Source organism: Peribacillus sp. N1 (assembly GCF_054600815.1).
Map to the genome: position 1 here is coordinate 851898 of NZ_BAAHZO010000002.1, position 23751 is coordinate 875648.

Annotated in this window: 29 protein-coding genes, 1 pseudogene and 1 riboswitch; of the genes and pseudogenes, 7 read left to right on the forward strand and 23 right to left on the reverse strand. The window is 39.4% G+C overall.

Translation table 11 applies throughout. The features are described 5' to 3' along the window. Positions 1 to 48: 48 nt before the first annotated feature. From ACYP5M_RS12620 to azlC, 5 genes are all read right to left on the reverse strand, one after another. The gene (locus tag ACYP5M_RS12620) at positions 49 to 750 is read right to left on the reverse strand and encodes a cytochrome P460 family protein (RefSeq protein ID WP_459735121.1); all 702 of its coding nucleotides are present in this window, start codon (positions 748 to 750) and stop codon (positions 49 to 51) included. A 435-nt stretch (positions 751 to 1185) separates the two neighbouring features. Next, positions 1186 to 1488, reverse strand: a complete 303-nt coding sequence (locus ACYP5M_RS12625) for a hotdog domain-containing protein (protein ID WP_459735122.1) — start codon at positions 1486 to 1488, stop codon at positions 1186 to 1188. 14 nt (positions 1489 to 1502) lie between these two features. Beyond that, positions 1503 to 1646, reverse strand: a complete 144-nt coding sequence (locus ACYP5M_RS12630; RefSeq protein WP_459735123.1) for a hypothetical protein — start codon at positions 1644 to 1646, stop codon at positions 1503 to 1505. 70 nt (positions 1647 to 1716) lie between these two features. Then, entirely contained in the window at positions 1717 to 2049 is a 333-nt protein-coding gene (locus ACYP5M_RS12635) for a branched-chain amino acid transporter permease (RefSeq protein WP_137020649.1), read from the reverse strand. Next, complete coding sequence (azlC, locus tag ACYP5M_RS12640) at positions 2046 to 2801, reverse strand: azaleucine resistance protein AzlC (RefSeq protein ID WP_230178092.1); 756 nt, start codon at positions 2799 to 2801, stop codon at positions 2046 to 2048. Before azlC ends, ACYP5M_RS12635 begins: the two co-directional genes overlap by 4 nt. A gap of 184 nt (positions 2802 to 2985) precedes the next feature. On the opposite strand from azlC, the gene ACYP5M_RS12645 reads away from it, so the two are divergent. Further along, entirely contained in the window at positions 2986 to 4374 is a 1389-nt protein-coding gene (locus ACYP5M_RS12645) for an aminotransferase-like domain-containing protein (protein ID WP_402939730.1), read from the forward strand. A gap of 100 nt (positions 4375 to 4474) precedes the next feature. On the opposite strand, the pseudogene ACYP5M_RS12650 reads toward ACYP5M_RS12645, so the two are convergent. After that, positions 4475 to 4582 (reverse strand): annotated as a pseudogene (locus ACYP5M_RS12650) (YjcZ family sporulation protein); the annotation flags it as partial. Positions 4583 to 4923: 341 nt separating this feature from the next. Here ACYP5M_RS12650 and ACYP5M_RS12655 point away from each other — a divergent pair. Next, positions 4924 to 5394, forward strand: coding sequence for a hypothetical protein (locus tag ACYP5M_RS12655; protein WP_260358597.1), 471 nt, complete (start codon positions 4924 to 4926; stop codon positions 5392 to 5394). 316 nt (positions 5395 to 5710) lie between these two features. On the opposite strand, the gene ACYP5M_RS12660 is transcribed toward ACYP5M_RS12655, so the two are convergent. From ACYP5M_RS12660 to ACYP5M_RS12670, 3 genes are all read right to left on the reverse strand, one after another. Next, entirely contained in the window at positions 5711 to 6397 is a 687-nt protein-coding gene (locus ACYP5M_RS12660; RefSeq protein WP_434167805.1) for an MBL fold metallo-hydrolase, read from the reverse strand. 60 nt (positions 6398 to 6457) lie between these two features. Beyond that, complete coding sequence (locus ACYP5M_RS12665; RefSeq protein WP_101223318.1) at positions 6458 to 6688, reverse strand: DUF3953 domain-containing protein; 231 nt, start codon at positions 6686 to 6688, stop codon at positions 6458 to 6460. Positions 6689 to 6859: 171 nt separating this feature from the next. After that, on the reverse strand, positions 6860 to 7357 hold the full coding sequence (locus tag ACYP5M_RS12670; RefSeq protein WP_434167806.1) for a hypothetical protein: 498 nt from the start codon (positions 7355 to 7357) through the stop codon (positions 6860 to 6862). A 391-nt stretch (positions 7358 to 7748) separates the two neighbouring features. Here ACYP5M_RS12670 and ACYP5M_RS12675 point away from each other — a divergent pair, with 391 nt between their 5' ends. Continuing rightward, complete coding sequence (locus ACYP5M_RS12675; protein ID WP_459735124.1) at positions 7749 to 9152, forward strand: NCS1 family transporter; 1404 nt, start codon at positions 7749 to 7751, stop codon at positions 9150 to 9152. A gap of 57 nt (positions 9153 to 9209) precedes the next feature. Here the strand turns inward: ACYP5M_RS12675 and ACYP5M_RS12680 are convergent, their stop codons facing one another. Further along, a complete protein-coding gene (locus tag ACYP5M_RS12680; RefSeq protein ID WP_101223321.1) occupies positions 9210 to 9659 on the reverse strand; it encodes an NUDIX hydrolase in 450 nt (149 codons plus the stop codon). A gap of 188 nt (positions 9660 to 9847) precedes the next feature. Between ACYP5M_RS12680 and ACYP5M_RS12685 the strand changes: the two genes are divergently transcribed. Then, on the forward strand, positions 9848 to 10429 hold the full coding sequence (locus ACYP5M_RS12685) for an LOG family protein (protein ID WP_452444408.1): 582 nt from the start codon (positions 9848 to 9850) through the stop codon (positions 10427 to 10429). Positions 10430 to 10490: 61 nt separating this feature from the next. Here ACYP5M_RS12685 and ACYP5M_RS12690 read toward each other — a convergent pair whose 3' ends face one another. The 3 genes from ACYP5M_RS12690 to ACYP5M_RS12700 all read right to left on the reverse strand — a co-directional run bounded on the left by ACYP5M_RS12690 (position 10491) and on the right by ACYP5M_RS12700 (position 12065). Beyond that, positions 10491 to 10904, reverse strand: a complete 414-nt coding sequence (locus ACYP5M_RS12690; protein ID WP_459735125.1) for an NUDIX hydrolase — start codon at positions 10902 to 10904, stop codon at positions 10491 to 10493. A gap of 8 nt (positions 10905 to 10912) precedes the next feature. After that, complete coding sequence (gene fabZ / locus ACYP5M_RS12695; RefSeq protein ID WP_063575217.1) at positions 10913 to 11338, reverse strand: 3-hydroxyacyl-ACP dehydratase FabZ; 426 nt, start codon at positions 11336 to 11338, stop codon at positions 10913 to 10915. Positions 11339 to 11450: 112 nt separating this feature from the next. After that, positions 11451 to 12065, reverse strand: a complete 615-nt coding sequence (locus ACYP5M_RS12700) for an undecaprenyl-diphosphatase (RefSeq protein WP_434167809.1) — start codon at positions 12063 to 12065, stop codon at positions 11451 to 11453. Positions 12066 to 12248: 183 nt separating this feature from the next. On the opposite strand from ACYP5M_RS12700, the gene ACYP5M_RS12705 reads away from it, so the two are divergent. Continuing rightward, positions 12249 to 12644: an SRPBCC family protein gene (locus tag ACYP5M_RS12705; protein WP_459735126.1), complete on the forward strand. Its 396-nt coding sequence runs from the start codon at positions 12249 to 12251 to the stop codon at positions 12642 to 12644. 131 nt (positions 12645 to 12775) lie between these two features. Continuing rightward, on the forward strand, positions 12776 to 13369 hold the full coding sequence (locus tag ACYP5M_RS12710; RefSeq protein WP_434167811.1) for a dienelactone hydrolase family protein: 594 nt from the start codon (positions 12776 to 12778) through the stop codon (positions 13367 to 13369). A gap of 15 nt (positions 13370 to 13384) precedes the next feature. Here ACYP5M_RS12710 and ACYP5M_RS12715 read toward each other — a convergent pair whose 3' ends face one another. The 7 genes from ACYP5M_RS12715 to ACYP5M_RS12745 form a co-directional block, all read right to left on the reverse strand. Next, positions 13385 to 13579 carry a Fur-regulated basic protein FbpA gene (locus ACYP5M_RS12715; RefSeq protein WP_101223327.1) on the reverse strand — a complete coding sequence of 65 codons (195 nt, stop codon included), beginning with the start codon at positions 13577 to 13579 and terminating at the stop codon, positions 13385 to 13387. 25 nt (positions 13580 to 13604) lie between these two features. Then, positions 13605 to 13811 (reverse strand): Fur-regulated basic protein FbpA, encoded by a 207-nt coding sequence (locus tag ACYP5M_RS12720; protein ID WP_434167812.1) that lies wholly within the window; start codon positions 13809 to 13811, stop codon positions 13605 to 13607. A 194-nt stretch (positions 13812 to 14005) separates the two neighbouring features. Then, positions 14006 to 15208, reverse strand: a complete 1203-nt coding sequence (locus tag ACYP5M_RS12725) for a M20 family metallopeptidase (RefSeq protein ID WP_459735127.1) — start codon at positions 15206 to 15208, stop codon at positions 14006 to 14008. An 87-nt stretch (positions 15209 to 15295) separates the two neighbouring features. After that, entirely contained in the window at positions 15296 to 16168 is an 873-nt protein-coding gene (locus tag ACYP5M_RS12730) for a MetQ/NlpA family ABC transporter substrate-binding protein (protein ID WP_101223329.1), read from the reverse strand. 21 nt (positions 16169 to 16189) lie between these two features. After that, the gene (locus ACYP5M_RS12735) at positions 16190 to 16840 is read right to left on the reverse strand and encodes a methionine ABC transporter permease (protein ID WP_053537357.1); all 651 of its coding nucleotides are present in this window, start codon (positions 16838 to 16840) and stop codon (positions 16190 to 16192) included. A 13-nt stretch (positions 16841 to 16853) separates the two neighbouring features. Next, positions 16854 to 17876 carry a methionine ABC transporter ATP-binding protein gene (locus tag ACYP5M_RS12740; RefSeq protein WP_230178080.1) on the reverse strand — a complete coding sequence of 341 codons (1023 nt, stop codon included), beginning with the start codon at positions 17874 to 17876 and terminating at the stop codon, positions 16854 to 16856. Between the two features lie 256 nt (positions 17877 to 18132). Beyond that, positions 18133 to 18244: riboswitch (SAM riboswitch) on the reverse strand. 212 nt (positions 18245 to 18456) lie between these two features. Beyond that, entirely contained in the window at positions 18457 to 18852 is a 396-nt protein-coding gene (locus ACYP5M_RS12745; protein ID WP_459735128.1) for a GNAT family N-acetyltransferase, read from the reverse strand. Between the two features lie 422 nt (positions 18853 to 19274). Between ACYP5M_RS12745 and ACYP5M_RS12750 the strand changes: the two genes are divergently transcribed. After that, entirely contained in the window at positions 19275 to 19820 is a 546-nt protein-coding gene (locus ACYP5M_RS12750) for an NADPH-dependent FMN reductase (protein WP_459735129.1), read from the forward strand. A 66-nt stretch (positions 19821 to 19886) separates the two neighbouring features. Here the strand turns inward: ACYP5M_RS12750 and ACYP5M_RS12755 are convergent, their stop codons facing one another. The 3 genes from ACYP5M_RS12755 to ACYP5M_RS12765 form a co-directional block, all read right to left on the reverse strand. Further along, complete coding sequence (locus ACYP5M_RS12755; protein ID WP_101223333.1) at positions 19887 to 20672, reverse strand: SDR family oxidoreductase; 786 nt, start codon at positions 20670 to 20672, stop codon at positions 19887 to 19889. 15 nt (positions 20673 to 20687) lie between these two features. Beyond that, the gene (locus ACYP5M_RS12760) at positions 20688 to 21542 is read right to left on the reverse strand and encodes a RhaT/GlcU family sugar-proton symporter (RefSeq protein WP_101223334.1); all 855 of its coding nucleotides are present in this window, start codon (positions 21540 to 21542) and stop codon (positions 20688 to 20690) included. 260 nt (positions 21543 to 21802) lie between these two features. Further along, positions 21803 to 23629 (reverse strand): APC family permease, encoded by a 1827-nt coding sequence (locus tag ACYP5M_RS12765; protein ID WP_350302948.1) that lies wholly within the window; start codon positions 23627 to 23629, stop codon positions 21803 to 21805. Between the last annotated feature and the right edge of the window lie 122 nt (positions 23630 to 23751).

The following is a 23751-nucleotide window of genomic DNA, read 5'->3' on the forward strand; positions in this document are numbered from 1 at the left end:
CTTTCTAATTTTATTTATCCCTAGGTCGGTTTTCCGTAAGCTAACTCCCTATGTCTCTTTATTATAATGAACCATCAAAAGAACCTTCTGGATAATTCCGGATTTTTCTTCCTCCATTAATCTGCTTTCATGCAATATATCCTGAGAGCCCTCCAGATCATCTGCCGCTTTCACCTCCCAGTGTTCGGTGGGGATACCTGCGATTTGGGATCCCGTATTGCCATCCTTTGATCCTGTAAACTCTCCAAGGTCAAAACTTTTCATTTCATCCATCGTGTTCACGAAGTCATCCCGTTCCTGGTTCGCATGACAAGTAAAGCATCTGCCGATTTCTTCCTTGTAATCCACCGACTTGTCTCCATTGAATTCCTGGTATAGCCAATCTCCATTACGCATCTCAGCTGGATTCCCATCAGCCCAGCCAGCACGCTTTTCCATTACGAAGATTTCATCAAGATCTTCATCCCGATAGATTTCGAGTGTGATTATTGTGCCGTCAGGGATTGACTGACCGTTCTGCACCGCTTCGATCGCTTCCCTGCTCGTGTATAGTTCCTCCCTGACATTTCCACGATTGACAGTGGTATAGTTTACACCTTTATCGTAGTTCTCAGGGAATTCAACCAATTCACGATTGGATTCTAATTGTTGTTCCTGTTGGGAAATCCCATTACTGTCATTATTGCTGTTACATGCAGAAAGAGTGTTGGACATGACCAAAGCCAGGGACATAAATATTAGTTTTTTCATCTGTTTTCCTCCAAGTTTATTTCCAAATTATCACTATACAAAACTAGCAATCGTTCCCATATATACAGTGAATTTGTAATTTGAGGCATTAGCACATAAACACTATAAAAGAGTAGTGTATTAATGTAGAGGTATCCTCATTATCCTACAGATTAAAAAGCGGCCGCTGTCCTATTTCTCTTAAATCAATGCCTAATCCTCTTACGTTTCTATCTAAATCGGAATCGACTTTATATCAGTGCTGGAAAGCGGATTGATTAATATTTCCTTTAAATAACCAAAATGAGGGAACAAGAGGTTATCAACATTTGTATTTTACTAAGAGGTATTCATTTAAAGTTGAGTTTACGGAGATATGGATTAAAATCCTGCCCTATATTGCCATAAGAAAAAAGCTGTCTTAAAGACAGCTCTGCTCGTAAACTATTAAACTGATTAATCTTGTTCATCATCAAGTTCAATAAAATAATGGTCCTTACGGTATGACACTGCCTCCATGGTCGCGATCAGGTTTTGCTCATGCAAGACGTCTATTCGATAAAATCCTGTCCGATAGTTTCTTTTGACTTCAGTTGCACGGGCTACTATCTTGTCTCCGGGTTTAGCTGATTCAATAAACTGGATGGTTGTCGAAAGTCCTAATGATGTTTTTCCATAGGCATTACAGGCTGCGGAAAAAGCATGATCTGCTACAGCATAAATAACTGCCCCGTGAACAGTTCCATATGCATTTACCATAGTGCTTTGCACTTCTAATGTTGCTTCTGCAAAACCAGCCTCGAATTTTTTAACTGAATGCCTAACGACTGAGCATACGGATCGTTTTTCACTTGCTCATGAATTTGTTCATAGTGTTTTTCATAAATTTGATATTCATCAATTTGCTTCTTCACCATTACCTGCCCCTTCCAATACCATTGATATCAGTAATTGTGACGTGAATTGGAGGTGCTGATTATTATCAATTTAAAAAACCAATTGAACCAGCATCATGTAGACAATCGTTCCCCCCGCTATGGAGAGGAGCATCATTTTCTTCCAAAGGTGAAGCAGGGCAACTACAGCCACCCCAATGAATTCAGGGATGCCATGACTTCCGGATTGTAAGCTCACGTCCTTTAAACAATAAATGACCAAAAGCCCAATTACCGCGGATGGCAGCATTTTACCGAGATACTGTACATACTTCGGTGTGGGCTTACCTGATGGGAAAACGATGAACGGAAGAAATCTTGTAAGCATTGTGCCTAAAACAACCATCGCAATTGTAATGATTTGCTGCGTTAAAGTCATTGTCATATGGTTCTCACCTCAACTTTCTCTAACGGCTTTCTAAGTAAGGTGAGTACCCCCAAAATGGCAAACATGGCAGGGATGATGAAATTGCTTCCGCCAAAAATAATAAGGCAGACAGCTGACAGCCCAAGCCCAGCGAGAGCACTATGATGTTTTTTCTCTTTCATCCATTGTTCAATGAAAATCACTACAAAGAGAGCCGTCATAACAAAATCGAGTCCTTCTGTGTTGAACTTGACAAAAGAGCCAAAAATACCGCCAATCGTTGATCCTATCACCCAATAGCAATGATTGAGCATTGTCACGAAAAACATAAACCAGCCCTTGTCTACATTCTTCGGAACATCAACGGTACAATTGATGGAAAAAGACTCATCGCAAAGCCCAAAAATCAGATACAGCTTTTTCTTACCAGTCCCCCTATACTTATCCAGCATTGATATGCCATAAAACAAATGCCGTGCATTCACCATTAATGTTAGAAAAAGGGCGTTAATCGGATTGAACGCGACAAGCAATAAATTGGCTGCAATAAACTCCATCGATCCTGCAAATATCGTTAGACTCATCAATATCGGGTAAATCGCACTGAACCCTAATGAATTCATAAAGATTCCATAAGCGATGCCTAAAAATAAAAATCCTGCCAAAATGGGTACTGTGTACGGAAAAGCCGCACGAAATGCAGTTAGCATTTGAGTTCTTTTTTTCATATAATTCACATCCTGATGACTAAATTTATTTAAACTTAACATACACAATCCGTACAAAAAACAAGTTAATTGTATGGATTACAATTAAAATAAAATTCGCACATTTCATAAAACGGGCGGACTGATAGGCTTATCACCTTATATTCGTTTAAAGCCAGCTCAAATCCATTAGAGTTCCATACAAAAAATGTTATGATTGTATGGAATATGATAGTAGAGGTGAACTATGCCCGTAAATTCATTTGACAATTATCCAATGTCTTGGAAACCTGATAAGAAAGCATTAAAGCGTCCTTTTTATAAATCTCTTGCTTCATTACTTGAACAAGATATAACAAATGGTTTTATAGCACCTGGAACCAAGTTGCCCCCGCAACGAGAATTGGCGGATTTTCTAGACTTAAACTTCACCACGATTACCCGTTCCTACAAAATATGTGAAGTAAAGGGATTGATATATGCTGTTACGGGAAGCGGAACCTTTGTGGCTCCTAATGCCACTCGTTCCATAACCATTTCCGCAGATAAAGCGGCAAACAGCATTGATCTTGGTTTTGTGGCATCTTTTGAGCAAACCAATGATATTGTTTCAGAAACTTTACAAAAAACTGTGAACAAAAGTTATTTGGAGCATCTGCTGAATTACAACGACCCGACTGGTATTCCACATCAAAAAACAGCAGCTCTAAACTGGATGGAATCTTTCGGCATTCACGCGGATCAAGAGCATATTGCAATCGTTTCCGGTGCCCAAAATGCATTGGCCATAGCCTTGGCAGCTTTGTTTGAGCCTGGTAATAGAATTGCAACCGACTTATACACATATTCAAACTTTATCGAGCTGGCAAAGATGTTTCATATTAAGTTAGTGCCCATTCCCGGAGACCATTATGGAATGCTGCCAGATGAACTTGAAAAGCAGTGTTCTCAAACAAATATTGACGGCATTTTCCTGATGCCCTCTTGCAACAATCCAACTACAGTCATGATGTCAGATTTTCGAAAGCAGGAATTAGCTGCGATCATCCGTAAGCATCGTTTAATTTTGATTGAGGATGATATTCATGCATTTCTGACTGCAGGCATTATCTCCGACTACCGGCAGCCGATGTTCCATTTGCTTCCGGAACAGAGCGTTTATATTTGCGGCACCTCTAAGTCAATATGTTCTGGATTAAGAGTTGCCTATATGGTTTATGGGGAGGCCTTTCGCGAGAAAATTGCCCAAGCGATTTTCAACATTAATGTAAAGACCTCTTCTTTTGATGCAGAGGTTATCACAGAGTTAATCCTATCAGGAAAGGCTCATGAAATTGTTTCTCAAAAGAAACAGCTTGCACAAACTGCAAATGATATTTATTCGGAATATTTTCCTTTAAGAATGGATGTTGGACATCCTCTCAGTCTTTATCGTTGGCTTCCAATTAAAGGACATAACGATGCGTTACAGCTGGAAACGGATTTGAAAAGGCGCGGTATTCGGGTATTTCATTCCAATCGTTTTCAAAGCGGGCAGACCACCCCTGATATGTATTTGCGTATTGCACTTTCTTCCACAAACTCATTCGATGAGTTAAAAATCGGATTAGAAATATTAAAGCAGTATCTAGGCTGATTCAAAAATTGATGATACTTAGATTAAATATAAAAAGCCTGACCAAATACGGTCAGGCTTTTTTATACTTTTTTAGCAGAAGCCGCCCTTTCCCGCCTTAAAAACAACTACACCCAACAATGATTAAGAGTATAAACAAAACGACTATAAAGGCGAAACCTCCACCAAATCCAAAACCGCGGTCAAAATCATGTTCACAACCTGACATATAGAAACATCTCCTTTTTTTTAAGGAGGAATAAATGGGTAATATCATCTTATGCTCTAATCAGGAAGATGACACCAATAGTCTCCATCTCTGTTCAGAGGATAAAATGTTGGATTTATATGTATTTTCTCATAAATAATCTACTGAGTTACTGGGACATCTTGACTAGAGGCGGTAAAGGTACATATTAAGTTGTCATTTAGGAATAAGGTATCCATGTTTAACCTTTGCAATATTATTTGAACTGGACAACATTAATAAACATATGATGGAAAACACAATTTCATTAATTTCGATCCTAAATTATAACGATAAAATGTACTGAAAGAGGAGATGTTTTTTTGTATCCGAATGATTATTATTATCGAGTAAACAACTGGGAACCTATTTTATATATGTTACATCAAAGTTTATATGCTGAAGAAATGGTATGTGCCATGAGCAGTGAGCTTTTCCATATACCCGAAACCAAAGATTTAAAAGGAAGTCGCGAGATGCATAACCATCTAATCCCTGCTTCATATCACCGTGTAACCGCAGTGGGGTCAGCCCAAAGACTAAAAAATGGCGAGCAACAGCAAACCATTGTAGAAACAATGACAGCTTGTATAATAAACGCTGAAACCCAAGATAAAAAAGTACATGAAGGATTAAAAGTAATGGAGGAAAATGCAAGACCTGAATATATAGCCTTTATTAAAGTGATTATCAAATGGCAAGAACAAGCAGAATCCTATTTAAATCAAGCAAAAGAAGCTTTACGAACTATGGGGGTTTCATTTCCTGTTGGAAGTGAACAGCAGAATTATTAATATATTATGATTCTACAAAAATCTTCAAACTAGCAAACAATATAGATTCCAAAGGATATATTCCCCCACCTTTGCTTGACCGAACTGTAAAAAGTTCGGTTTTTTCTGTATAAATGGGTAGTACCAGCGAAGCTGTCACCGCCCGCAATAAAGAAATGCCAAGATTACAATAAGTTATTTAATTTTAAAACCTCAAACACATATACCCCCTTCCTGGTTTAGATGGGGGTTTCATTTCTAGCCCTTAACTATCCTGCCCCTTTAGCTCATAAGAAAAGGCTGCCTAAAGACAGCCCCAATCTTAAGCAAAACCCAATTATAAAGTGAATGTCCCACCATGATAACAATAGTAATTTACAGCTCTAAGATCTTTAATCTTTCTTAAGGACTGTTCTGCTTCCTCGACATTTAAACAAAAGTGTGGATTAGCAATGACCAATTCATGATTCTCTTTAACAGCTGCGTCACCTGTTATTACACTTTTTAAATTTGGAAAATATAATGAAATATGCCCTGAAGTATGCCCTGGTGTTGCTACTACCCTGCATTCGTTATCTAAAATCAAATCACCATCATGTACCTTTTCATCAATTGAAACATACTTCAAATTCTTTAATTGTTGTATAAACCATTTACCGAATTCGATTTCTTGATTTGGCATATTTCCCAGCATTTTTTCGGCTTGAACCAATCTCTCTGACTTCATTTCACCACTAATAAATTTTGATTCAATTTCACTTGCTATAATGTTAATCAAAGGATACTTTTCCTTGAAATCATATAAGGAGCCTATATGATCAATATCATAATGAGTAATGATTATATTCTTTAAATTCTTCATTTCATAACCATTTTTTATAATTTCATTTTCAATTAAAGGTAAAAAATTTGGATACCCTGCATCGACCAAGGTTAGTTCGTTCTTCAAAATAATCAAGCTAGGATTTATGTGATTTTTTTGTCCATTAAATTCAAATTCAATCGGCAGTTCTATTATCTTCATTTTTCCTCCTCACCTACTAAAGAGGTAATCGTAGCTCTCGTTTTTAAACAAAAACACAAATTAGTCCATTAAGAAACCCAGCATGGATACAAAAAAAAGAAATAATGAGACAACAACGTACCTCAAAGATCCTCCTTTTCTATCTTTTTGAGGCTCCTCTAATCCTGTAATTAACATTATTACCGCCAGAAACAACATAGAATATGGCATCAACTCAACACTTCCAGTAATTAGCTGATATGCATATAAAGCAACTACAATTATTGCTAAGATGATTTTAACTATTTTCAAGAAATTATTTCCCCTTAAGTACAATTTTTTATTTAATCATATCATTTGACAGCTTTTCATTGTGTGAAAAATGGAAATTTCTTCATTAATTACCCCGCTTTTCTGCACGAAAAAGCCGACTGGTTTTTAATAAAACCAATCGGCTATATGGGCTTTTAATTTATTTGAATGTTACGCATTTACTGCTTTACGGGCCTGACTTGCATGTAATTTTTTCATTGCAAACCTCGCTATCGGCTGTGCGATCAGTACTTCAACCCAAAATGCGATGAAAAAGTTACGTGGCCACTCATAAAAGAACGTCTGAATCGGCTCCATACTAATTTCTCTCATGCCAATCCAAGATCCGATAACCGTCAGTAAAATGGACAAGATGGTTACGCTGAATAATATTGTGAATAACACTCTTGCATTAAAACCGTCCGTAGGTTCAATAAACTTTTGTACGAGTTTATTAACCAGAGGATTTACAACAAGTGTTACTAATAAAATGACACAAATCCATACAAATGGAATTACTCGTAAGGTTTCAAAATACACTTCTTTACTGAATCCAAATTTAAATCCCATAATAAGTGGTGCAATAATGTTGACTGAAAGTATTGATATAATCGCTAAAAATAATACAAAGTCTTTTCCATTTCGCGGTAATCTTGTTTCATCGTGCATATGATCATCCCCATTAAAAATATTTCAGATGGCAGACGTATCGTGAGACATATATTTTTGGTCAATAAAAAAGACCAATATCTCTACACACTGATATAACAATTTTATCACTTCTATTCAATGAATTTCAAGGCTTAATCTTACCTATGCTGCGTCGTTTTTCCCGAAAAGGGCTGCCGCAGCAACCTTACTGATTGCAAACAAATCACGATACAGCAGGACAAGAGTTCATTTGATCTTCATTTAGTTAAAAAGCACAAAATAATATCTGAAATTTCACACTTCTTCTAATGATTCCTGAATACGAAACCTGTATACTTTTCTCATGTTAGTTTTCATCACATCAATAGTCATATCATATAACACACTATGAATAGGAGTTGAGTGTAAATTGTCTACATATCTAGAAAGCCATGCTTTAGAAGAGGCGGAGTTCCACCATGCTGCGGATTTGGATGAATCTCTGAAGCCGAGATCAAAAGAAGATAGGACGGTTGGCCCGATATCCTATACGTTCATGTGGATTGGGGACGGCGTCAATTTAGGGAATATGACACTTGGGGCAAGCTTGGTCGTAGCGGGAACCGCTACGTTGAATATTCTTCAGACATTTACCGCAGCTGCCATTGCCATCGCTATCATTTCCGTGATTTTCGCTTTAAATGATAGGATTGGATACAGGACCGGTATTCCCTATGTTGTTCAGCTCAGAATGTCCTTCGGGATGAAAGGCTCCATCATATCATCACTTTTGCGTGGTATTCCGGCCATAATCTGGTACGGTTTTCAAAGTTGGATCGGCGGTACTGCCTTAAACGAAATCGTAAAGATCATTACGGGTGGTGCTTTTGATAGTACGGTCATTTGCTTTGTCGCGATTCAATTGGTGCAAATTGTGCTTTCGCTATATGGCTTCCATGCCATCAAATGGGTGGAAATGCTTGCATCCATTGTTATCATGCTGGCGCTTGTCTATGTATTTGGTATTCTTCTTACATCACATAGCGAGGTCATCGCGGAAAAATGGGTACACGCTGAAGGCTCTTGGGGCTTGCCGTTCTTTGCTTTCATCATGATGTTTTTAGGAAACTATGCGGCTATCTTTTTAAGCGCAGGGGACTATTCAAGAGAGCTTAAGTCTGGCATCAGTGATGCAAAACGAGGATTTTTGTATTTTTCGCCCATTTTACTAGCATACGGCTTCGTACTGACAATCGGTGTAATGCTTGCTTCCGCTACCGGCATTTCCAATCCAGTTAAGGCGTTTGCAATTGTGGTGGATAATCCTTATATCACAGTAGGCGTTTCGGCATTTATCGTTATAGGTGCAATTGCGGTAAATATGGTTGCCAATATTATTCCACCAACATATGTGATTACTTTGCTTACAAAGTTGAAATATAAGGTTGCCGTTATCATAACCGGAGTTCTTGCCTTTTGCTCATTCCCTTGGGTGCTTGTACAGGATTCTTCGGCAAAGGGCCTTGGTTTATTCATTCTGATTTATTCCGCTTTTTTAGGTCCAATCGTTTCGATTTTATTAGTCGAATACTATATATTAAGAAAGCAAAAAATGAATGTTGCCGATTTGTACAGAGAAGACGGGCCATTTGCAGGGTATAATCCATGCGCACTGCTCGCCATGCTTATCGGTGCCGGCGCTGCCTTTATAAAAGTCGAGCTTGCCTGGATCATCGGCGTTATTGTGGCAGGCATCGCCTATATTATTCTGATGAAGTTCGCCTTTAAGGATTCAAGATTCAAAAAGGGGACGATATTCGAGAATGAGTTTTAACTTATTGAAGGGGATACTGCTCAAAATGGCAGTATCCCTTTTTAAGTAATGTTGATTTCAGGAATTATATATTTGACCATTTTTGTAAGTGAATGTATAGTCTCCTTCTTTTTTCATTAATACCGGCAAGTACTGTGCGACCATCTCAGCAATTCCGAGATTAAGTGGATGAAGTATCCAATCAATGGATTTCCAATCAAGAATGCCTTCCCGCGTTTTTTTCGGTGTTTCATATATTAAATCCTCATCCGCCATATACAAATATACATATATTCCATCCACTTCACCTTCTGGAGTCTCCCAGGTTACCGTTCCTTTAGAAAAAAAAGGCTCCACCTCTATCCCAGTTTCCTCAAATACCTCACGCTGTGCACCTATATCAGGCGTTTCACCTTTCTCGATTTTGCCTCCCACCCCGTTCCAAACACCCATAATTGGAGCTTTCTCCCGGTTAAGCATGAGAAGTTCATTATTCTTCTTTACAAAACAGACTGTATACTTAAACATTTATTAAGAACCCCTTTATCGTTAGTTCGTGCTGTTTACATGTGAGTTTGAGCATATACACGTGAGTTTGCGCTGTTTAATCATGAGTTTCACTGTTTTACTCGTGAGTTAGATAATTCAAGTTTAACAAATCCCCTTGAATTTTGTATGATAAGAAAGGAAGATTACTAAATGGGAGATGTGATATTTTGAAAAGTCTAGCTGTATTTTGTGGATCGAGCAAAGGTGCATCTGCTATCTATGTAGAAGAGGCTAAAAAACTGGGTGCGGAACTGGCAAAACGTAAGATTACCCTTGTCTATGGGGGCTCAAGTGTAGGGATCATGGGTGCAGTTGCAGATTCCGTTTTGGAAGCAGGCGGAAATGTAATTGGCGTAATGCCAGATTTTCTAGAAAAAAAGGAAATAGCACATAAGAATTTAACCGAACTGATCGTCGTGGAATCCATGCATGAAAGAAAAGCAAAAATGGCTGAGCTTGCAGATGGGTTCATGGCCTTGCCAGGCGGGCCAGGAACATTGGAAGAATTCTTTGAGATTTTCACTTGGGCTCAGCTTGGTCTTCATCAAAAACCTTGCGGACTCTTAAATATCAATCACTATTATGATCCTTTGGTCGCTTTATTCAACCATATGGCCGACGAACAGTTCCTGCATGAAAAGTTCCGTTCCATGGCGCTGGTGGATGTTGAACCAAATGGACTTCTTGATCAATTCAATACATATGAACCGCCAACCGTAAAAACTTTCATTACCGAAAAACAAACCTGATCATTAAAAAACAGCTGACCAAGATCAATAATGATCTTGGCCGGCTGTGATAAACTGCAGGTTAAGTAAATATCCGGTTTAAATAATCTCCATGCCCTTTGATAAGTTGCACTTCATGTTCGGATGAAATCCAGAAGAAATGAAATGTCAGCCCCGCTTCATCTCCTCCACCCGTCGGCTGATGGTCCCATTCATCAGGAACATTCGATACACTTATTTGATAAAAATATCTATTATGTATGGCACCATCGACGTTCTCCCAAAAATCTTCTGTTATTAATTTCTCCACATGAAAATTTTCCAGACCTGTTTCTTCTTTCATTTCCCTAATCACTGCTTGGTAAGCATCTTCTTTAGGCTTCACCGTTCCCTTGGGTATCTGTATACCGGCTTCCTTAATGGGATGTTGAAAAACCAATACCTGTGTTTCTCCATTATTGATTCTTGTCACATACCCGTAAGCTTTTTTTATCATTATCACCATCAATCACCAAAAGCAAAAATGAGCTCTGTCTCGCATACAGTTTCCCCCTCGACAGTAGCCCTGCCTGTTCCTTTACCGATAGGACCTTTCAAGCGAGTAATCTCCACTTCTAAACGTAATTGGTCCCCTGGTTTTACTTGCCTTTTAAAACGGCATCCATCGATCCCGGCCAAAAGCCCGATCCGTCCTTTATTTTCTTCTTTTGTAAGCATGACAACAGCACTTACCTGTGCTAATGCCTCCACGATCAACACACCTGGCATCACTGGGTAATCGGGAAAGTGACCAGAAAAAAACTCTTCATTTGCCGTAACGTTTTTAATGGCCACCGCCCTCTTTCCTTCTTCCAGTTCCAAAACTCTATCAACTAAAAGAAATGGATAGCGATGCCTGATAATGTCTTTGATTTCTTGGATATCGATCAATATTAATCCCCCCATTACGATGGATTGCTTTCACTTAATTTTACCATCAGAATCACCATATGGATATTTTTGTATTATAAAAAAAAGGCTGCCTGAGCAACCCTGTTTTCGCTTACAAATCCTTTGACTTTTTTTCCTTCGATTTAGTTAACGGGGATAGAACCATTTGTTCATACCTCTCATATCCCCCTAATAGTTTATGAATCACGCTTATTTTAGGAACAACAAGGTAAACCGCCAATCCTGAAATGGTGCTCAGTATTGCTCCTGCCAGCACATCCGCCGGAAAGTGGACACCTACCCAAATACGGGAAATGCCAACAAGGAAAGCCAGCATGATCCATAACAACCACCATCCTCTTTTGAAAAGCCAAAAAGATACACAAAACGAGAAAAACAAGATGGTATGGTCGCTTGGAAATGAATTATCCACTGCTTTTTCAATTAACTGATTAACATTGGCCAATTCGGCAAATGGCTGATTATTATAATGTAATCTCCCTGCTATTTTCCCCATCACTTCAGCTATTACAAACGTAATCATCCCACAAACAACCATCATCCTACTCTGTTCATTTCGAGTGAACCATATTACGATGACTGCCAAAGCTAATAAAAATACCATGTACTCGGCAATGAAAATGGCAGAAGGGTTTAAATAATCGTACTGTTTCCCTAAGTCATTGATCATTCTGAATACATTGGTATTCAACTCAAAAAAGTCCATTTCATACCCAACCTTCCTCTTTTTCTTACATATTAAAGAGAAAGGAAATATATCGCCATCGTTCTTCCTAACAGTTTAAGCTGCCGTCTTACAATATTGTCACCCGGTTAAAGAAGCTTGGTGGGGTCTTGTATATTTCCTGAACTTTCTATATAATCCAAGAAAAATACGGAGGTTAGTCAAATGAATACTGATAGGAACTCTGTTCTAATTCATGAAAACCAAGAAACGGTTTGGAATGCGATCACGAATGATGAAATCATTTCAAAATGGTATGCCCCGGGTTCAAAATGGAATATTCCTAAGCTCCAGGTTGGAGAGAAGGCAATCTTCGTATTAATGCCTAGTGCACATAACAATCTTAAAGAGAATGAAAGCATCCCAATGAGCTTTACAATCCAAGAGATAATCCCTTGCGAAAGGTTTTCTTATTCTTCGGATTCGGATAAACTCGTTTTCACTTTTGAAATATTCCTAGAATCCGAAGGCACTAGAGTATCCATTAACATGAACGGATATGAACTTAGTTTGGCTAACTTAAAAGCATGTTTAGAAGGAAAAGAACTTCCCTATACCTAATCATTCATTTGAAAGAGAACCTAGTTCATTTCCATGTTTATTAAAAAACGGTGCTATCCCCCTTCGCATATAGCGTCTGAAGGGAGACGGCTGTATTTATAATAGAAGAAATTCGCATCAGGAGGTAAAAAATGCTGCACATACAGAAAAAGTCCGATACTGTCATCATTGTCATTCACGAAATATATGGACTGAACCAACATATGCAGGGTATTTGTGAGTCATTATCAAACAATGACTTTGATGTAATCTGTCCGAATTTGTTAGACCGCGAGACGCCTTTTGATTATTCCCAAGAGGCTGCTGCTTATCGACATTTTATGGAGAACGTTGGCTTCACGGGTGCTTTATATGAGATAAAGGATATATTATCGGATATAAGAGATGAATACCAAAAGATTTTTATTCTTGGATTCAGTGCAGGGGCAACTGTAGCTTGGCTGTGCAGTGAGGAAGAGTGTGTCGATGGAATAGTTGGTTACTACGGTTCGCGTATTAGGAATTATACAGAATTGGCGCCACAATGCCCTGCATTGCTATTTTTCCCACTAGAAGAGCCATCATTTAATGTGGACGAGTTAATTTCAGTTTTAGAAAGAACGAATGTCGAGGTTCATAAATTCAACGGAAAACACGGATTCAGTGATCCTTACAATTCAAAATATCATGCAGAATCAGCCCAGGCTGCCGTTAGCAAAATGATGAAATTTTTCATGCAACATTGAGGTTACACATTCAACCTAATGCCGTTTTGTATTGATCCATTGTATCGAACCCGCATCACTATGGGGATGACATTCATTTTGAACCTTTTTATATTCTGTTTCCAATTCTTTTAAGGTTAACTTCATAAGCTGTTCCACAGTCTTATTTACAGTATGGATCATAAGTTTAAAGATTAATTCCTTCCGCCTTTCTTCCACACTCTTCCTCATTTCACCCTCTCCTTTTATTCTGATATTATATGAAATGTATCCTTAGACAGGGGGAATAATCGTCGGATTCCTTCTCTTCAATTTTGCTTATTTTAATATATTCATTCTCTAAATCGGTTAAGGTTAATTCAAATAGATGGATGTCATTCTTTTTATAAATTCCCTTGTTAATCAACTTGTTTATCAGGAAGTTTCTTTTTTTCTCAATGGCTTTACGTAATAATATCCCCATGCTAAATCCTCCTTTTGATAATCTTCCGACTTGCCCATTCACAAAAAAAAACCGAAGACACCTCTTTACATGAAAGAAAAGTCTCCGGTTTTCCGGTCAATTAACCTATAATCCCTATTAAATTACTTGGTATTATTGTTTTTATAATACTAACTCTGTGATCCGCAGTCAACAATTTTTTTCGTGCATCTTATTTATTTTTGCCTCGCTTCATGAAATGCTGCTTTCACTTTATCCAACAGGTCTTTATCCGTAATCAGTTTATAACCTGTAAGTGCAAGCGCTTTTGCTCCGGTCAGGATGGCTTTGTCTCCAGCAGGAGATTTGGCACAGTCGCGGAATTCATTCGTATGGGCAATCAGCTCATCATGGCCAATTTTTATATAAGGATGTGCTGTCGGCACTACATGGCTTACATTACCTGCATCCGTCGAGCCAAAGCCACTCTCTTTTCGAGGACCCACTGCTTCCCCTAATTGAGAGAGCTCTTCTTTTAACAGTTCATCCAGAACTGGATTAATGACAAAATCGAGTACTTCATTTTGGAAACGTTCAACTTTAACCGTACTTCCTGTGGCAAGTGCTGCCCCTTCGGCAACAGCACGTATTTTATTGGATACTTCTTGGCAAAGTTTCCATGTTGTTGCTCTAATGTAAAATCTGGCTGAAGCATATTCGGGAATGATGTTAGGAGCTTCCCCGCCATTGGTGATGATTCCGTGGATTTTGACCTCGGTCGGGAGCTGCTGACGCAAAGCATTAATGCCATTGAACAGCTGAATCACCGCGTCAAGTGCATTCACGCCTTCTTCAGGTGCAGCTGCTGCATGTGCTGACTTCCCGTAAAAATGAAAATCTAGGGGGTCGACTGCCAGAAATGGACTTGTGACACGCGTTTGCCCGCCAGGATGGATAAGGATTGCCGCATCAACCCCATCAAATAGACCGTGCTTCACAAAGCTGCCTTTTGCGCTTCCATTCGGCCCGCCCTCTTCTGCCGGTGTTCCGAAAACAATCACCTCTCCGCCCGTTTCCTCCAGCACTTGAGCCAAGGAAATGCCCGCTGCAACACTCGTTGTGCCGATGATATTATGGCCGCAAGCATGGCCTAAACCCGGCAATGCATCATACTCGGCTAAAAAGGCAATTGTGGGACCTTTCTTTGAAGAGGTTTTTTTGGCGATGAACCCTGTTTCATGCCCGGCAATATTGCGGGTTACTTCAAATCCTTCATTCCGAAGTATTCCGGTTAATGTATCCGAAGCGAAAAACTCTTGATTCCCAATTTCGGGTTTAGCATGAATGGCTTGACTCGTTTCGATATATAATTTGGAATGAAAGTCGATGTGATCTTCAATGATCTGCTGATGCTGCTTCTGCACTAATTCTCTCGCCATATTCTTATCTCCCCTTTTTGGTTTAAGGAACCGGATAGGCATCTTGAATCCATCCGGTATTCCTTCACTCGTTTTGAATCTGAATCATTATTTTTCATTAGCTGGTTTTGTCCAAGCATCCTGGTAATTCACTAATTCATCTACAGAAACATATGCAGGAATGGTGTTTCCTTTAAACGTTTTTTCAATGAACGCTTCCACTTTTTTCGATTGATAAAGCTCCACTAATTTTTGCAGCTCAGGACGATCGGCATTACCCTTTTTAACTGCAATGATATTAATATATGGTTTCGCCGTTTTACTCTCATGGAATAAAGAATCTTTTAAAGTAAGGCCTGCTTCGACGGCAAAGTTATTATTGATGGCTGAAGCATCGGCATCATCCAATAGACGCGGTGTATTGCCGGCAGCAACAGGTTGGATTTTCAAGTTTTTCGGATTTTCCTTAATGATTTCCAATGATCCCGATCCATTGAATTCCTCTTTCAATGTAATCAATCCAGCTTCCTGAAGAAGAAGCAGTGCACGGCCAAAGTTCGTTGCTTCATTCGGAACGGCAATCGTAGCGCCATCCGGAAGATCCTTGAGATCTTTATGTTTTTTCGAATAAAGGCCCATAGGAGCAATGACAGTCGACCCGATGGCCTCTAATTTCAGATTTTGGTCTTGAACGAATTCATCGAAGTATGCGACCGTTTGGAATGAATTGGCATCAATTTCACCTTCACTTAAAGCAAGGTTCGGTTGGATATAATCATTGAAAGTGACCAGTTCAATATTAAGCCCTTCCTCTTTCGCTATGTCGACAATGTATTCCCATGTTCTTGTATCCCCGCTGCTGACACCGACTTTTACTGTTTTCACATCATCCGAACCGCCTGATGCACCTTCTTCTTTCCCGCATGCTGCAGACAAGATGGCCAATGCCAATACTATGATCGTTAATAAGATTTTCTTCATTTCTCCTACCTCCTGTTATTTTTATCTTCTTCTGATTTTTCTTGAAACAAAATTCCCGGTGGATTGCAGTAATTGAACGATGATCACGAGCGCCGCCACTGTGACGATCATCGTCATCGTATCAAACCTTTGATAACCGTAAGCCAAAGCTAAATCTCCGACCCCGCCTGCACCGACGGCACCTGCCATGGCCGTAGATCCAACAAGCCCGATTGTCGCTGTTGTAAATGTAAGGATCAACGAACTAAGTCCCTCAGGAATCAAAAAACGATAAATGATTTGCCATGTCGTCGCCCCCATCGCCTGAGCTGCCTCGATGATCCCTTTGTCCACTTCCAACAGGGAGTTCTCCACAAGCCGGGCGATATAAGGAGCCGCGTAAAAGATTAGCGGAACAATGGCCGCATTCGTTCCGATCGCACTGCCTACAATCATTCTGGTAAACGGAATAAGTGCTACTAGCAAGATGATGAAAGGAACCGACCGCAATATATTGATGATCGGGTTCAATACATTAAAGACCCATTTATTCTCCAGGATATGGCCCTTTCTTGTAATGACAAGCAGGATACCAAGCGGAAGACCAATCAATCCGGAAAATACCAATGAGATGGCTACCATATAAAGTGTGTCACCGAAAGCTGTCGACAGCTGATCTGCCGTTATTTCCATTCCCCAAAGCGTATTACCCATTTATCTGCACCTCCTGGACGAGAATCCCCTCATCTTTAATATACTGATAAGCCTTGTCCACCTCATTTTTATTCCCGGTCACTTCGATGATCAAATTCCCGAAAGGCGTTTCCTGAATTTCAGAAATATTGGCTGATAAAACACTTAAATGAACATCATATTTCTTCGAGATGGTTGAAAGCAAAGGAGTACCCGAAGTAGTCCCAATAAAATTAATTTTCCAAATAATCGGGATATGGGACCCTATGCTTTTTAGGAAACTTTGTGGAATTTCGTCATGTATGACCGTTCTCACGAAGTTTTTTGCAATATCCGTTTGCGGCTTCGCAAAAACTTCGAAAACCGAACCTTGTTCAACGACGCATCCGCCCTCCATGACCGCTACCTTATTGCAAATTTCCCGAATGACAGACATCTCATGAGTGATTAGCAGAATGGTAATATTGTATTCTTTATTGATTTTCTTTAAGAGCTGCAGAACAGCACTCGTTGTTTGCGGATCCAATGCCGAGGTAGCTTCATCACACAATAAGATCGATGGATTGGTAGCCAATGCTCTCGCAATGCCGATCCGCTGCTTTTGACCGCCGGATAATTGTTCCGGATAACTCTTTGCTTTGCTCGATAAGCCAACGAACTCCAACAGCTCGCCTACCCGCTTTTTGATTTCTTTACCAGGGGTTCCCGATAAAATCAGCGGCATGGCGATATTATCAAAAACGGTCTTTGAGTTTAGCAAATTGAAATGCTGAAAGATCATCCCGATTTTTTTCTTTTCTGCCCGCAATTCCTTCGCGCTCAATTTGGTTAAATCCTTGCCCCCAACAATCACCGAACCATCTGAAGGATGTTCAAGCAAATTGACCAACCTGATCAACGTACTCTTCCCGGCCCCGCTATAACCGACTACACCGAATATATCCCCCTTTTCCACTGTCAAATTAATGCCCTTCAAAGCCTCGACAGTCTGTTTCTTTGTTTGATATACCTTTTTAACATTTTGAAACTCAATCATCCAATCTCCCCCCATGTTGTTTATTTGTACGAATTCATTATCCAGAGAGAAGAGCTTTGCAACGCTTCATAATGATAGGGTTAAATTCGAAACTCACGAGTAAATCTGCGAAACTCATGAGTAATTGCACCAAATTTCCTAATAACCATATACATTTTGAATAAACAAAAGAGGCCTCTTCCGTCATCAGACAGAAGAGGCCTCTTTAGACATAAAAAAGAGTAAACTCTTAAATTAATTATCTAAGAAAAGCTCCTTCTTATCTTTCAAACTTTCGTCCGTTGGAATTAGCACAGTATTTTTACAAAAGTAAAAACCCGCTGCCGAGGTATCATAGGGCCAAGTCCCTCCACATCTCTTGATAAGAATTAACGTTATATTTAATTATGTCCTTCACTATATATTCTAATTTCTCTAAAGTCAACCCTATTTTTCATCGGTTAAAATATTTTCACAGTATAGTGATTGACGCCTTTTAATTATATTAATATAGTTAAATTTTATATTCTATAATGATTTGCTCATTCTCCATACTGGGTATATTTCATTTTCTTCCCTTATCTTCATCATGCCTGAATTCTTATATAAGTGAATCGCCCTCTTGATTATCCGGAGAAACCCTTAAATGATATTCGGATACATTAAATCGCCCGAAAAAGTTTTCTGCATAGCGAACCAATTCCTTGCCAAGGCCTTTACTGCGGTATCCGGGAATAAGATAAAATAGATCTACATAGCCGATCTCAGTTCCTTCATACGCCCGAATTCGAAGTTCCATTTGCCCAATCGGTACTTGGTCCTTTTCAATGATCACCTGTCCCCCCGGGAATTTGCGGACCCTTTCTTCCATTCGTTGCAGATATGTATTTTCATCTCCAAAACCTGCCTCAGATCCAAAACTTACAACAAAGGAATCTTTCCTGAATTTAACGATAATATCTTTATCTTTGTCCGTATCAATGGTACGAAAGATCAACTTCATCCTCTCCTGTCATTTTAGTGAAATAGTTTTCAAGCAAAAAAAAAACATTTCACTTACGGTCTTCATGATATTTCATTATTTACTTTTCAAGCGTCTTATTTCATTTTCTCTGAAAGGATTTTTCCTTAATCCCTATAGGAATGGTCATAATATTAAATTAAAAACAAATGCAATATTGTTTGGTGAGTTCTAGTAATGGGGATTGGATTGGCACAAACAAATCTATTTAATTTTCGAGTCTAACTTTGCAGGGTAACCCTAAGTGAATGAATGTTCGAGAGGAATTTGTTTATTAAGCTCTAACTCAACTTTTTCCCAAGCATCCTTTTTCCCTTTCATTTACATTCCAATTATAATAGGTAAGTGGAATACATTTACATGATTATCCATTATAAAAATCATTGGAGGTATTGAAGATGAAAGTTGTTGCAATAGTGGGAAGTATCCGTAAAGAGTCTTACAACCTTAAGCTTGCCAAATATATTCAATCTAGATATCAAGATCGGTTCGATCTCGAAATATTGAACATTCGGGAATTACCTTTTTATGATCAAGATATTGAAAATGACCCTCCATCAGTTGTAAAAGAATTTAAAAGCAAAGTGGCCGAAGCAGATGCAGTTTTGTGGGTAACTCCTGAATACAACGGTACGATTCCAGGTGTATTGGGCAATGCAATCGATTGGTTATCACGTGTCGATAAAGTCTTAATCGGCAAACCATCATGGATCATGGGTGCTTCAATGGGGCAATTAGGAACGGTTAAAGCTCAATTGCATTTGCGTGAAATCTTATTCGCAATAGGCATCGCCTCCCCACTCCTTCCAGGGAATGAAGTATATGTTGGTGCAGTGCATGACAAAATCGATAACGAAGGCAGGCTTACACATGAGTCGACTGTCCAGTTTATCGATACGGTCGTGGATAATTTCATTAGCTGGTATAATCATCATACTCGTTAATGATTTAAAAAAGACTCCCAGCCGGTTTGAGCCTGCTGGGAGTCTTTTTGCATCATTAAACAAAATTCATCCTCTTCCCGCCTGGAATGCAGGGTATTTCGTCATTCCTCCGTCAGCGAATAGAGTGATGCCCGTTACATAACTGGACTCTGAAGATGCCAGCCATGCAGCAACCGCAGCAATTTCTTCAGGCTTTCCGATATACCCCATCGGAATCATGCTTTCAAGATCCTTTTTCTTTTCGGGATCTTCAAGCTTGTCGGCATTAATTGGCGTGGCGATGGCTCCAGGACCAATGCTGTTCACACGGATTCCCTTTGGTGCATATTCAAGTGCCAGTGTCTCCGTAAGCAGCTTCACCCCGCCCTTGCTTGCAGCATAATGAACGAATAAAGGCCAGGGAATCATCTCATGTACACTGGACATGTTTATAACATTCCCTTTAATGTCGTTCTCGACAAAATACTTGATAGCTTCACGGCAGCCCAAGAAATTTCCCGTTAAGTTGGTATTGATTACCCTATTCCAGTCGCTTAACGGCATCTCGTGAGACGGAACCGGATTTTCAATTCCTGCATTATTGATGAATATATCGAGTTTCCCGAAATTCTTTATCGCTGATTGAACAAGATTAATCACATCTTCTTCAACGGTGACATCGCCTTTTACTGCAATTGCTTCCCCGCCATTTGTTTTGATTTCCTCCATTACACTATCCGCTTCCTCTGATTTAGTGCGATAATTAACCACGACCTTTGCCTTTTCCTTGGCAAAGCGAATGGCCATCGCTTTCCCTAAACCAGTGGATGAACCGGTTATAACAACGACCTTACCTTCTAAATCTGTATACATTTAATCACCCTCCAATTAACTTTTTGCCATCCCGAGCATAATCCCAGCAATGATGATCAAGATAATTCCGATTATGATTCCAATTAGTTGGCGTTTCGTTTTCTTTTCACGTAAAATGATGATCCCGCCGAGAGTTGAGATGACAATGCCCATTTGCGAAAGGGAAAAACTAGTGGCCACTCCCACACGGGGCTGGGATATGAATAAAAACATATTCCCTGCAGCCCATATCAATCCCGGAATGATATTGCGAATCGTATATTTATTAAACGGTTTATGTTTAAAAGTCAATAACAGACCGCCTATTACCATCCCTATCGCTTGAGGGAACAATGCTGACCATCCATCAACATCGAAAAGACGGGCCACGACCACATAAACCAAATAACCGAATGTCGAGATGAGGAGAATAACAATTCCTTTCTTCAAGTTTCCCGATTTGCCCTCTTTTGATTCTTTATCCTCCAAGGAGGTCAAGACAATTCCTATAATAATGAAGACTAATGCCAAGACGCCTAAAATGATTGCTTTCATTGTAGACCATTCGTTAAAAACAATGACCCCGAATAAAGTCGTTGAAATGAGCTGCATTCCAGTAGATATCGGCATTGTTTTGGATACTCCCATTAAATCAATGCTCTTAAGCTGATTAGCTTGTCCAACGGCCCAAAACAATCCAGAGACAACCCCGACTCCAAACACGAGAAATGACAACTTAATATCGGCAAAAATATAAACACCTATTGAAAAAATCAATGCGCCAATGGTTGTACCCAATGTTTGACTATATGGCCCACCCCCGAGTTTCACATTAAATAAAACGATGCTTCCCCAGAATAGTGCCGGCAAGAGAGCTAATAATATATCCATATTCAACCCCCATATGTAAGTTCAAAGCTAATAAATTTCATTTTGTCTTCTTTTTAATATGTTCGCTTTATTTGAATTGACCCTTGGTAATTTTATGAAGTGTTTTTGCAAAAATAGTGTTCAACACAAAGAAAGCTTCCGATGCTAATAAATCGGGAGCGTTTAGTTGGAGAAAAGACAGCTGTACTGCTGTCTTTTTTTATAAGATTATAAAAAAAGCAAACCTTATGCAGGTTTGCTTCCAGTTATAGATATGGAACTTATTTCTTCAAATGATATGGCACTGTCGTAACAACCACATTCCTTTTATAAAGTAAGTAGGCGCGGATCAGTAAACTTGATTGGTTATGAAGTATATTGTGCCAGCCCTTCTTCGGAATGAATTGGGGGATGATCACCGTTACTTTATAATTGGATTCACTAGCCTTATGTTCAACTGTGTCCACAAATTTAGTTAGTGGCTGAATGATACTTCTATAATAAGAATTCAGTGTAACGAGTCTGACATCTGGCTGCCATTTTTCCCACTTTTCTTCGAATTTCTTTTCGTCTTCTCTTTCAAAAGCGACATAAACGGCAATGACCTGATGTGCAGATAGAGATTTTGCATAATTTAAAGAGTTCTCAACCACATGAGTTATACCTGCCACAGGTACGATAATGATATTCCCTTCAATTGGTAAGATCGGCTCGCATGTTGTAATCCTTAGTTGGTCACCAACTGCTTCATAATGCTTTTTAATTCGATGAAAAATTAAAATGATGATAGGTAAAAAAATCAACACAGGCCAAACCTGAGTAAATTTGGTTAAAAAGAATATCATCGTGACGATAAAGCTAATTATGGCACCAATTGAATTAATGGTTAATTTCATCATCCAGCCTTTTGGCTTTTCGCGAACCCATTTAACAATCATGCCAGTCTGGGACAACGTAAATGGAATGAATACCCCTACCGCATAAAGCGGAATGAGATTTTCTGTATGTCCTTCAAATGCGACTATCAAGATGATGGATGCAAGTCCCAGTATGATGATTCCATTGGAATACCCTAATCGGTCCCCTCTAATCGTAAACGCCCTTGGTATGAATTTATCCTTCGCCAGATTTACCGCAAGCAGAGGGAAAGCCGAATAGCCAGTATTGGCCGCAAGTATCAAGATCAAGGCAGTCGTACCTTGAATGAAGAAATACATGAAATTCCGTCCAAAGATCTCTTCAGCAATCTGGGAGACGACCGTTACCTCTGCGCTCGGAACAATGCTTAAATAATAGGCTAAGAATACGATTCCCGAAAATAATACAGCTAGCAAGGAACCCATCGCTATTAAAGTTTTCGCAGCATTATTCGGGGCTGGATCTTTAAAGTTCGGGATTGCATTGGAAATCGCTTCGACTCCTGTCAATGCGGAGCTTCCTGATGCAAATGCTCTTAGCAGGATGAATAAACTGATACCCGCTACCGGAGTCCCGATTGATGCGTGCAATTCCGGTGAAACTCCTCCCGTCAAAATCTTGTAAATTCCAACACCAATCAAGATGAACAATGCTAAAACGAATAGGTAAACCGGATAGGCCAAAACAGAGGCCGACTCCGTAACCCCCCGAAGGTTCAGGATTGTAAGTAGTATCACAAAAATGATGGCTATGACCACATTATATGAATGCAGGCCGGGAAAAGCGGACGTGATTGCATCCGTACCTGCAGAAACACTTACAGCTACAGTTAATATATAATCGACCAACAAGGATCCTCCGGCTATCAACCCTGGATTGACACCTAAATTGTTTTTTGAAACTACATATGCCCCCCCGCCATGCGGATAAGCGAAAATGATTTGTCTGTAGGACAAAATCAAAGCAGTTAACAGGATCAATACTCCGATCGCGATTGGGATGGAATACCAAAATGCTGCAGCACCGACCGTGATCAAGACGATTAATATTTGCTCCGGTCCATATGCAACCGAAGACAAAGCATCAGAAGATAATATCGCCAAAGCCTTTGTTTTGTTAAGCTTTTGTTCACCAAGTGCATTTGACTTTAAAGGTCTCCCAATCAAGAACCTCTTTATAGAAGATAACATCAAGATTTCACCACCATAGTTAATTTATAAGTTTATGTTACCCAGCTGTAGCAAAAAACTAGACGAAACACAAAAATGCCTACAAGTCATAGCTAAATAGACCTGTAGACATCAATTTTTTT

What these genes read in the sequence shown, in the direction of transcription:
- ACYP5M_RS12620 (WP_459735121.1), bottom strand. Translation starts at nt 750, where the DNA reads ATGAAAAAACTAATATTTATGTCCCTGGCTTTGGTCATGTCCAACACT.
- ACYP5M_RS12710 (WP_434167811.1), top strand. Translation starts at nt 12,776, where the DNA reads ATGCTGCACATACAGAAAAAGTCCGATACTGTCATCATTGTCATTCAC.
- ACYP5M_RS12715 (WP_101223327.1), bottom strand. Translation starts at nt 13,579, where the DNA reads ATGAGGAAGAGTGTGGAAGAAAGGCGGAAGGAATTAATCTTTAAACTT.
- azlC (WP_230178092.1), bottom strand. Translation starts at nt 2,801, where the DNA reads ATGTTAAGTTTAAATAAATTTAGTCATCAGGATGTGAATTATATGAAA.
- ACYP5M_RS12730 (WP_101223329.1), bottom strand. Translation starts at nt 16,168, where the DNA reads ATGAAGAAAATCTTATTAACGATCATAGTATTGGCATTGGCCATCTTG.
- ACYP5M_RS12670 (WP_434167806.1), bottom strand. Translation starts at nt 7,357, where the DNA reads ATGCACGATGAAACAAGATTACCGCGAAATGGAAAAGACTTTGTATTA.
- ACYP5M_RS12740 (WP_230178080.1), bottom strand. Translation starts at nt 17,876, where the DNA reads ATGATTGAGTTTCAAAATGTTAAAAAGGTATATCAAACAAAGAAACAG.
- ACYP5M_RS12720 (WP_434167812.1), bottom strand. Translation starts at nt 13,811, where the DNA reads ATGGGGATATTATTACGTAAAGCCATTGAGAAAAAAAGAAACTTCCTG.
- ACYP5M_RS12645 (WP_402939730.1), top strand. Translation starts at nt 2,986, where the DNA reads ATGCCCGTAAATTCATTTGACAATTATCCAATGTCTTGGAAACCTGAT.
- ACYP5M_RS12760 (WP_101223334.1), bottom strand. Translation starts at nt 21,542, where the DNA reads ATGGATATATTATTAGCTCTCTTGCCGGCACTATTCTGGGGAAGCATC.
- ACYP5M_RS12705 (WP_459735126.1), top strand. Translation starts at nt 12,249, where the DNA reads ATGAATACTGATAGGAACTCTGTTCTAATTCATGAAAACCAAGAAACG.
- ACYP5M_RS12700 (WP_434167809.1), bottom strand. Translation starts at nt 12,065, where the DNA reads ATGGACTTTTTTGAGTTGAATACCAATGTATTCAGAATGATCAATGAC.
- ACYP5M_RS12755 (WP_101223333.1), bottom strand. Translation starts at nt 20,672, where the DNA reads ATGTATACAGATTTAGAAGGTAAGGTCGTTGTTATAACCGGTTCATCC.
- ACYP5M_RS12680 (WP_101223321.1), bottom strand. Translation starts at nt 9,659, where the DNA reads ATGTTTAAGTATACAGTCTGTTTTGTAAAGAAGAATAATGAACTTCTC.
- ACYP5M_RS12750 (WP_459735129.1), top strand. Translation starts at nt 19,275, where the DNA reads ATGAAAGTTGTTGCAATAGTGGGAAGTATCCGTAAAGAGTCTTACAAC.
- ACYP5M_RS12635 (WP_137020649.1), bottom strand. Translation starts at nt 2,049, where the DNA reads ATGACAATGACTTTAACGCAGCAAATCATTACAATTGCGATGGTTGTT.
- ACYP5M_RS12690 (WP_459735125.1), bottom strand. Translation starts at nt 10,904, where the DNA reads ATGATAAAAAAAGCTTACGGGTATGTGACAAGAATCAATAATGGAGAA.
- ACYP5M_RS12630 (WP_459735123.1), bottom strand. Translation starts at nt 1,646, where the DNA reads ATGGTGAAGAAGCAAATTGATGAATATCAAATTTATGAAAAACACTAT.
- ACYP5M_RS12725 (WP_459735127.1), bottom strand. Translation starts at nt 15,208, where the DNA reads ATGGCGAGAGAATTAGTGCAGAAGCAGCATCAGCAGATCATTGAAGAT.
- ACYP5M_RS12735 (WP_053537357.1), bottom strand. Translation starts at nt 16,840, where the DNA reads ATGGAAATAACGGCAGATCAGCTGTCGACAGCTTTCGGTGACACACTT.
- ACYP5M_RS12625 (WP_459735122.1), bottom strand. Translation starts at nt 1,488, where the DNA reads ATGGTAAATGCATATGGAACTGTTCACGGGGCAGTTATTTATGCTGTA.
- ACYP5M_RS12660 (WP_434167805.1), bottom strand. Translation starts at nt 6,397, where the DNA reads ATGAAGATAATAGAACTGCCGATTGAATTTGAATTTAATGGACAAAAA.
- ACYP5M_RS12765 (WP_350302948.1), bottom strand. Translation starts at nt 23,629, where the DNA reads ATGTTATCTTCTATAAAGAGGTTCTTGATTGGGAGACCTTTAAAGTCA.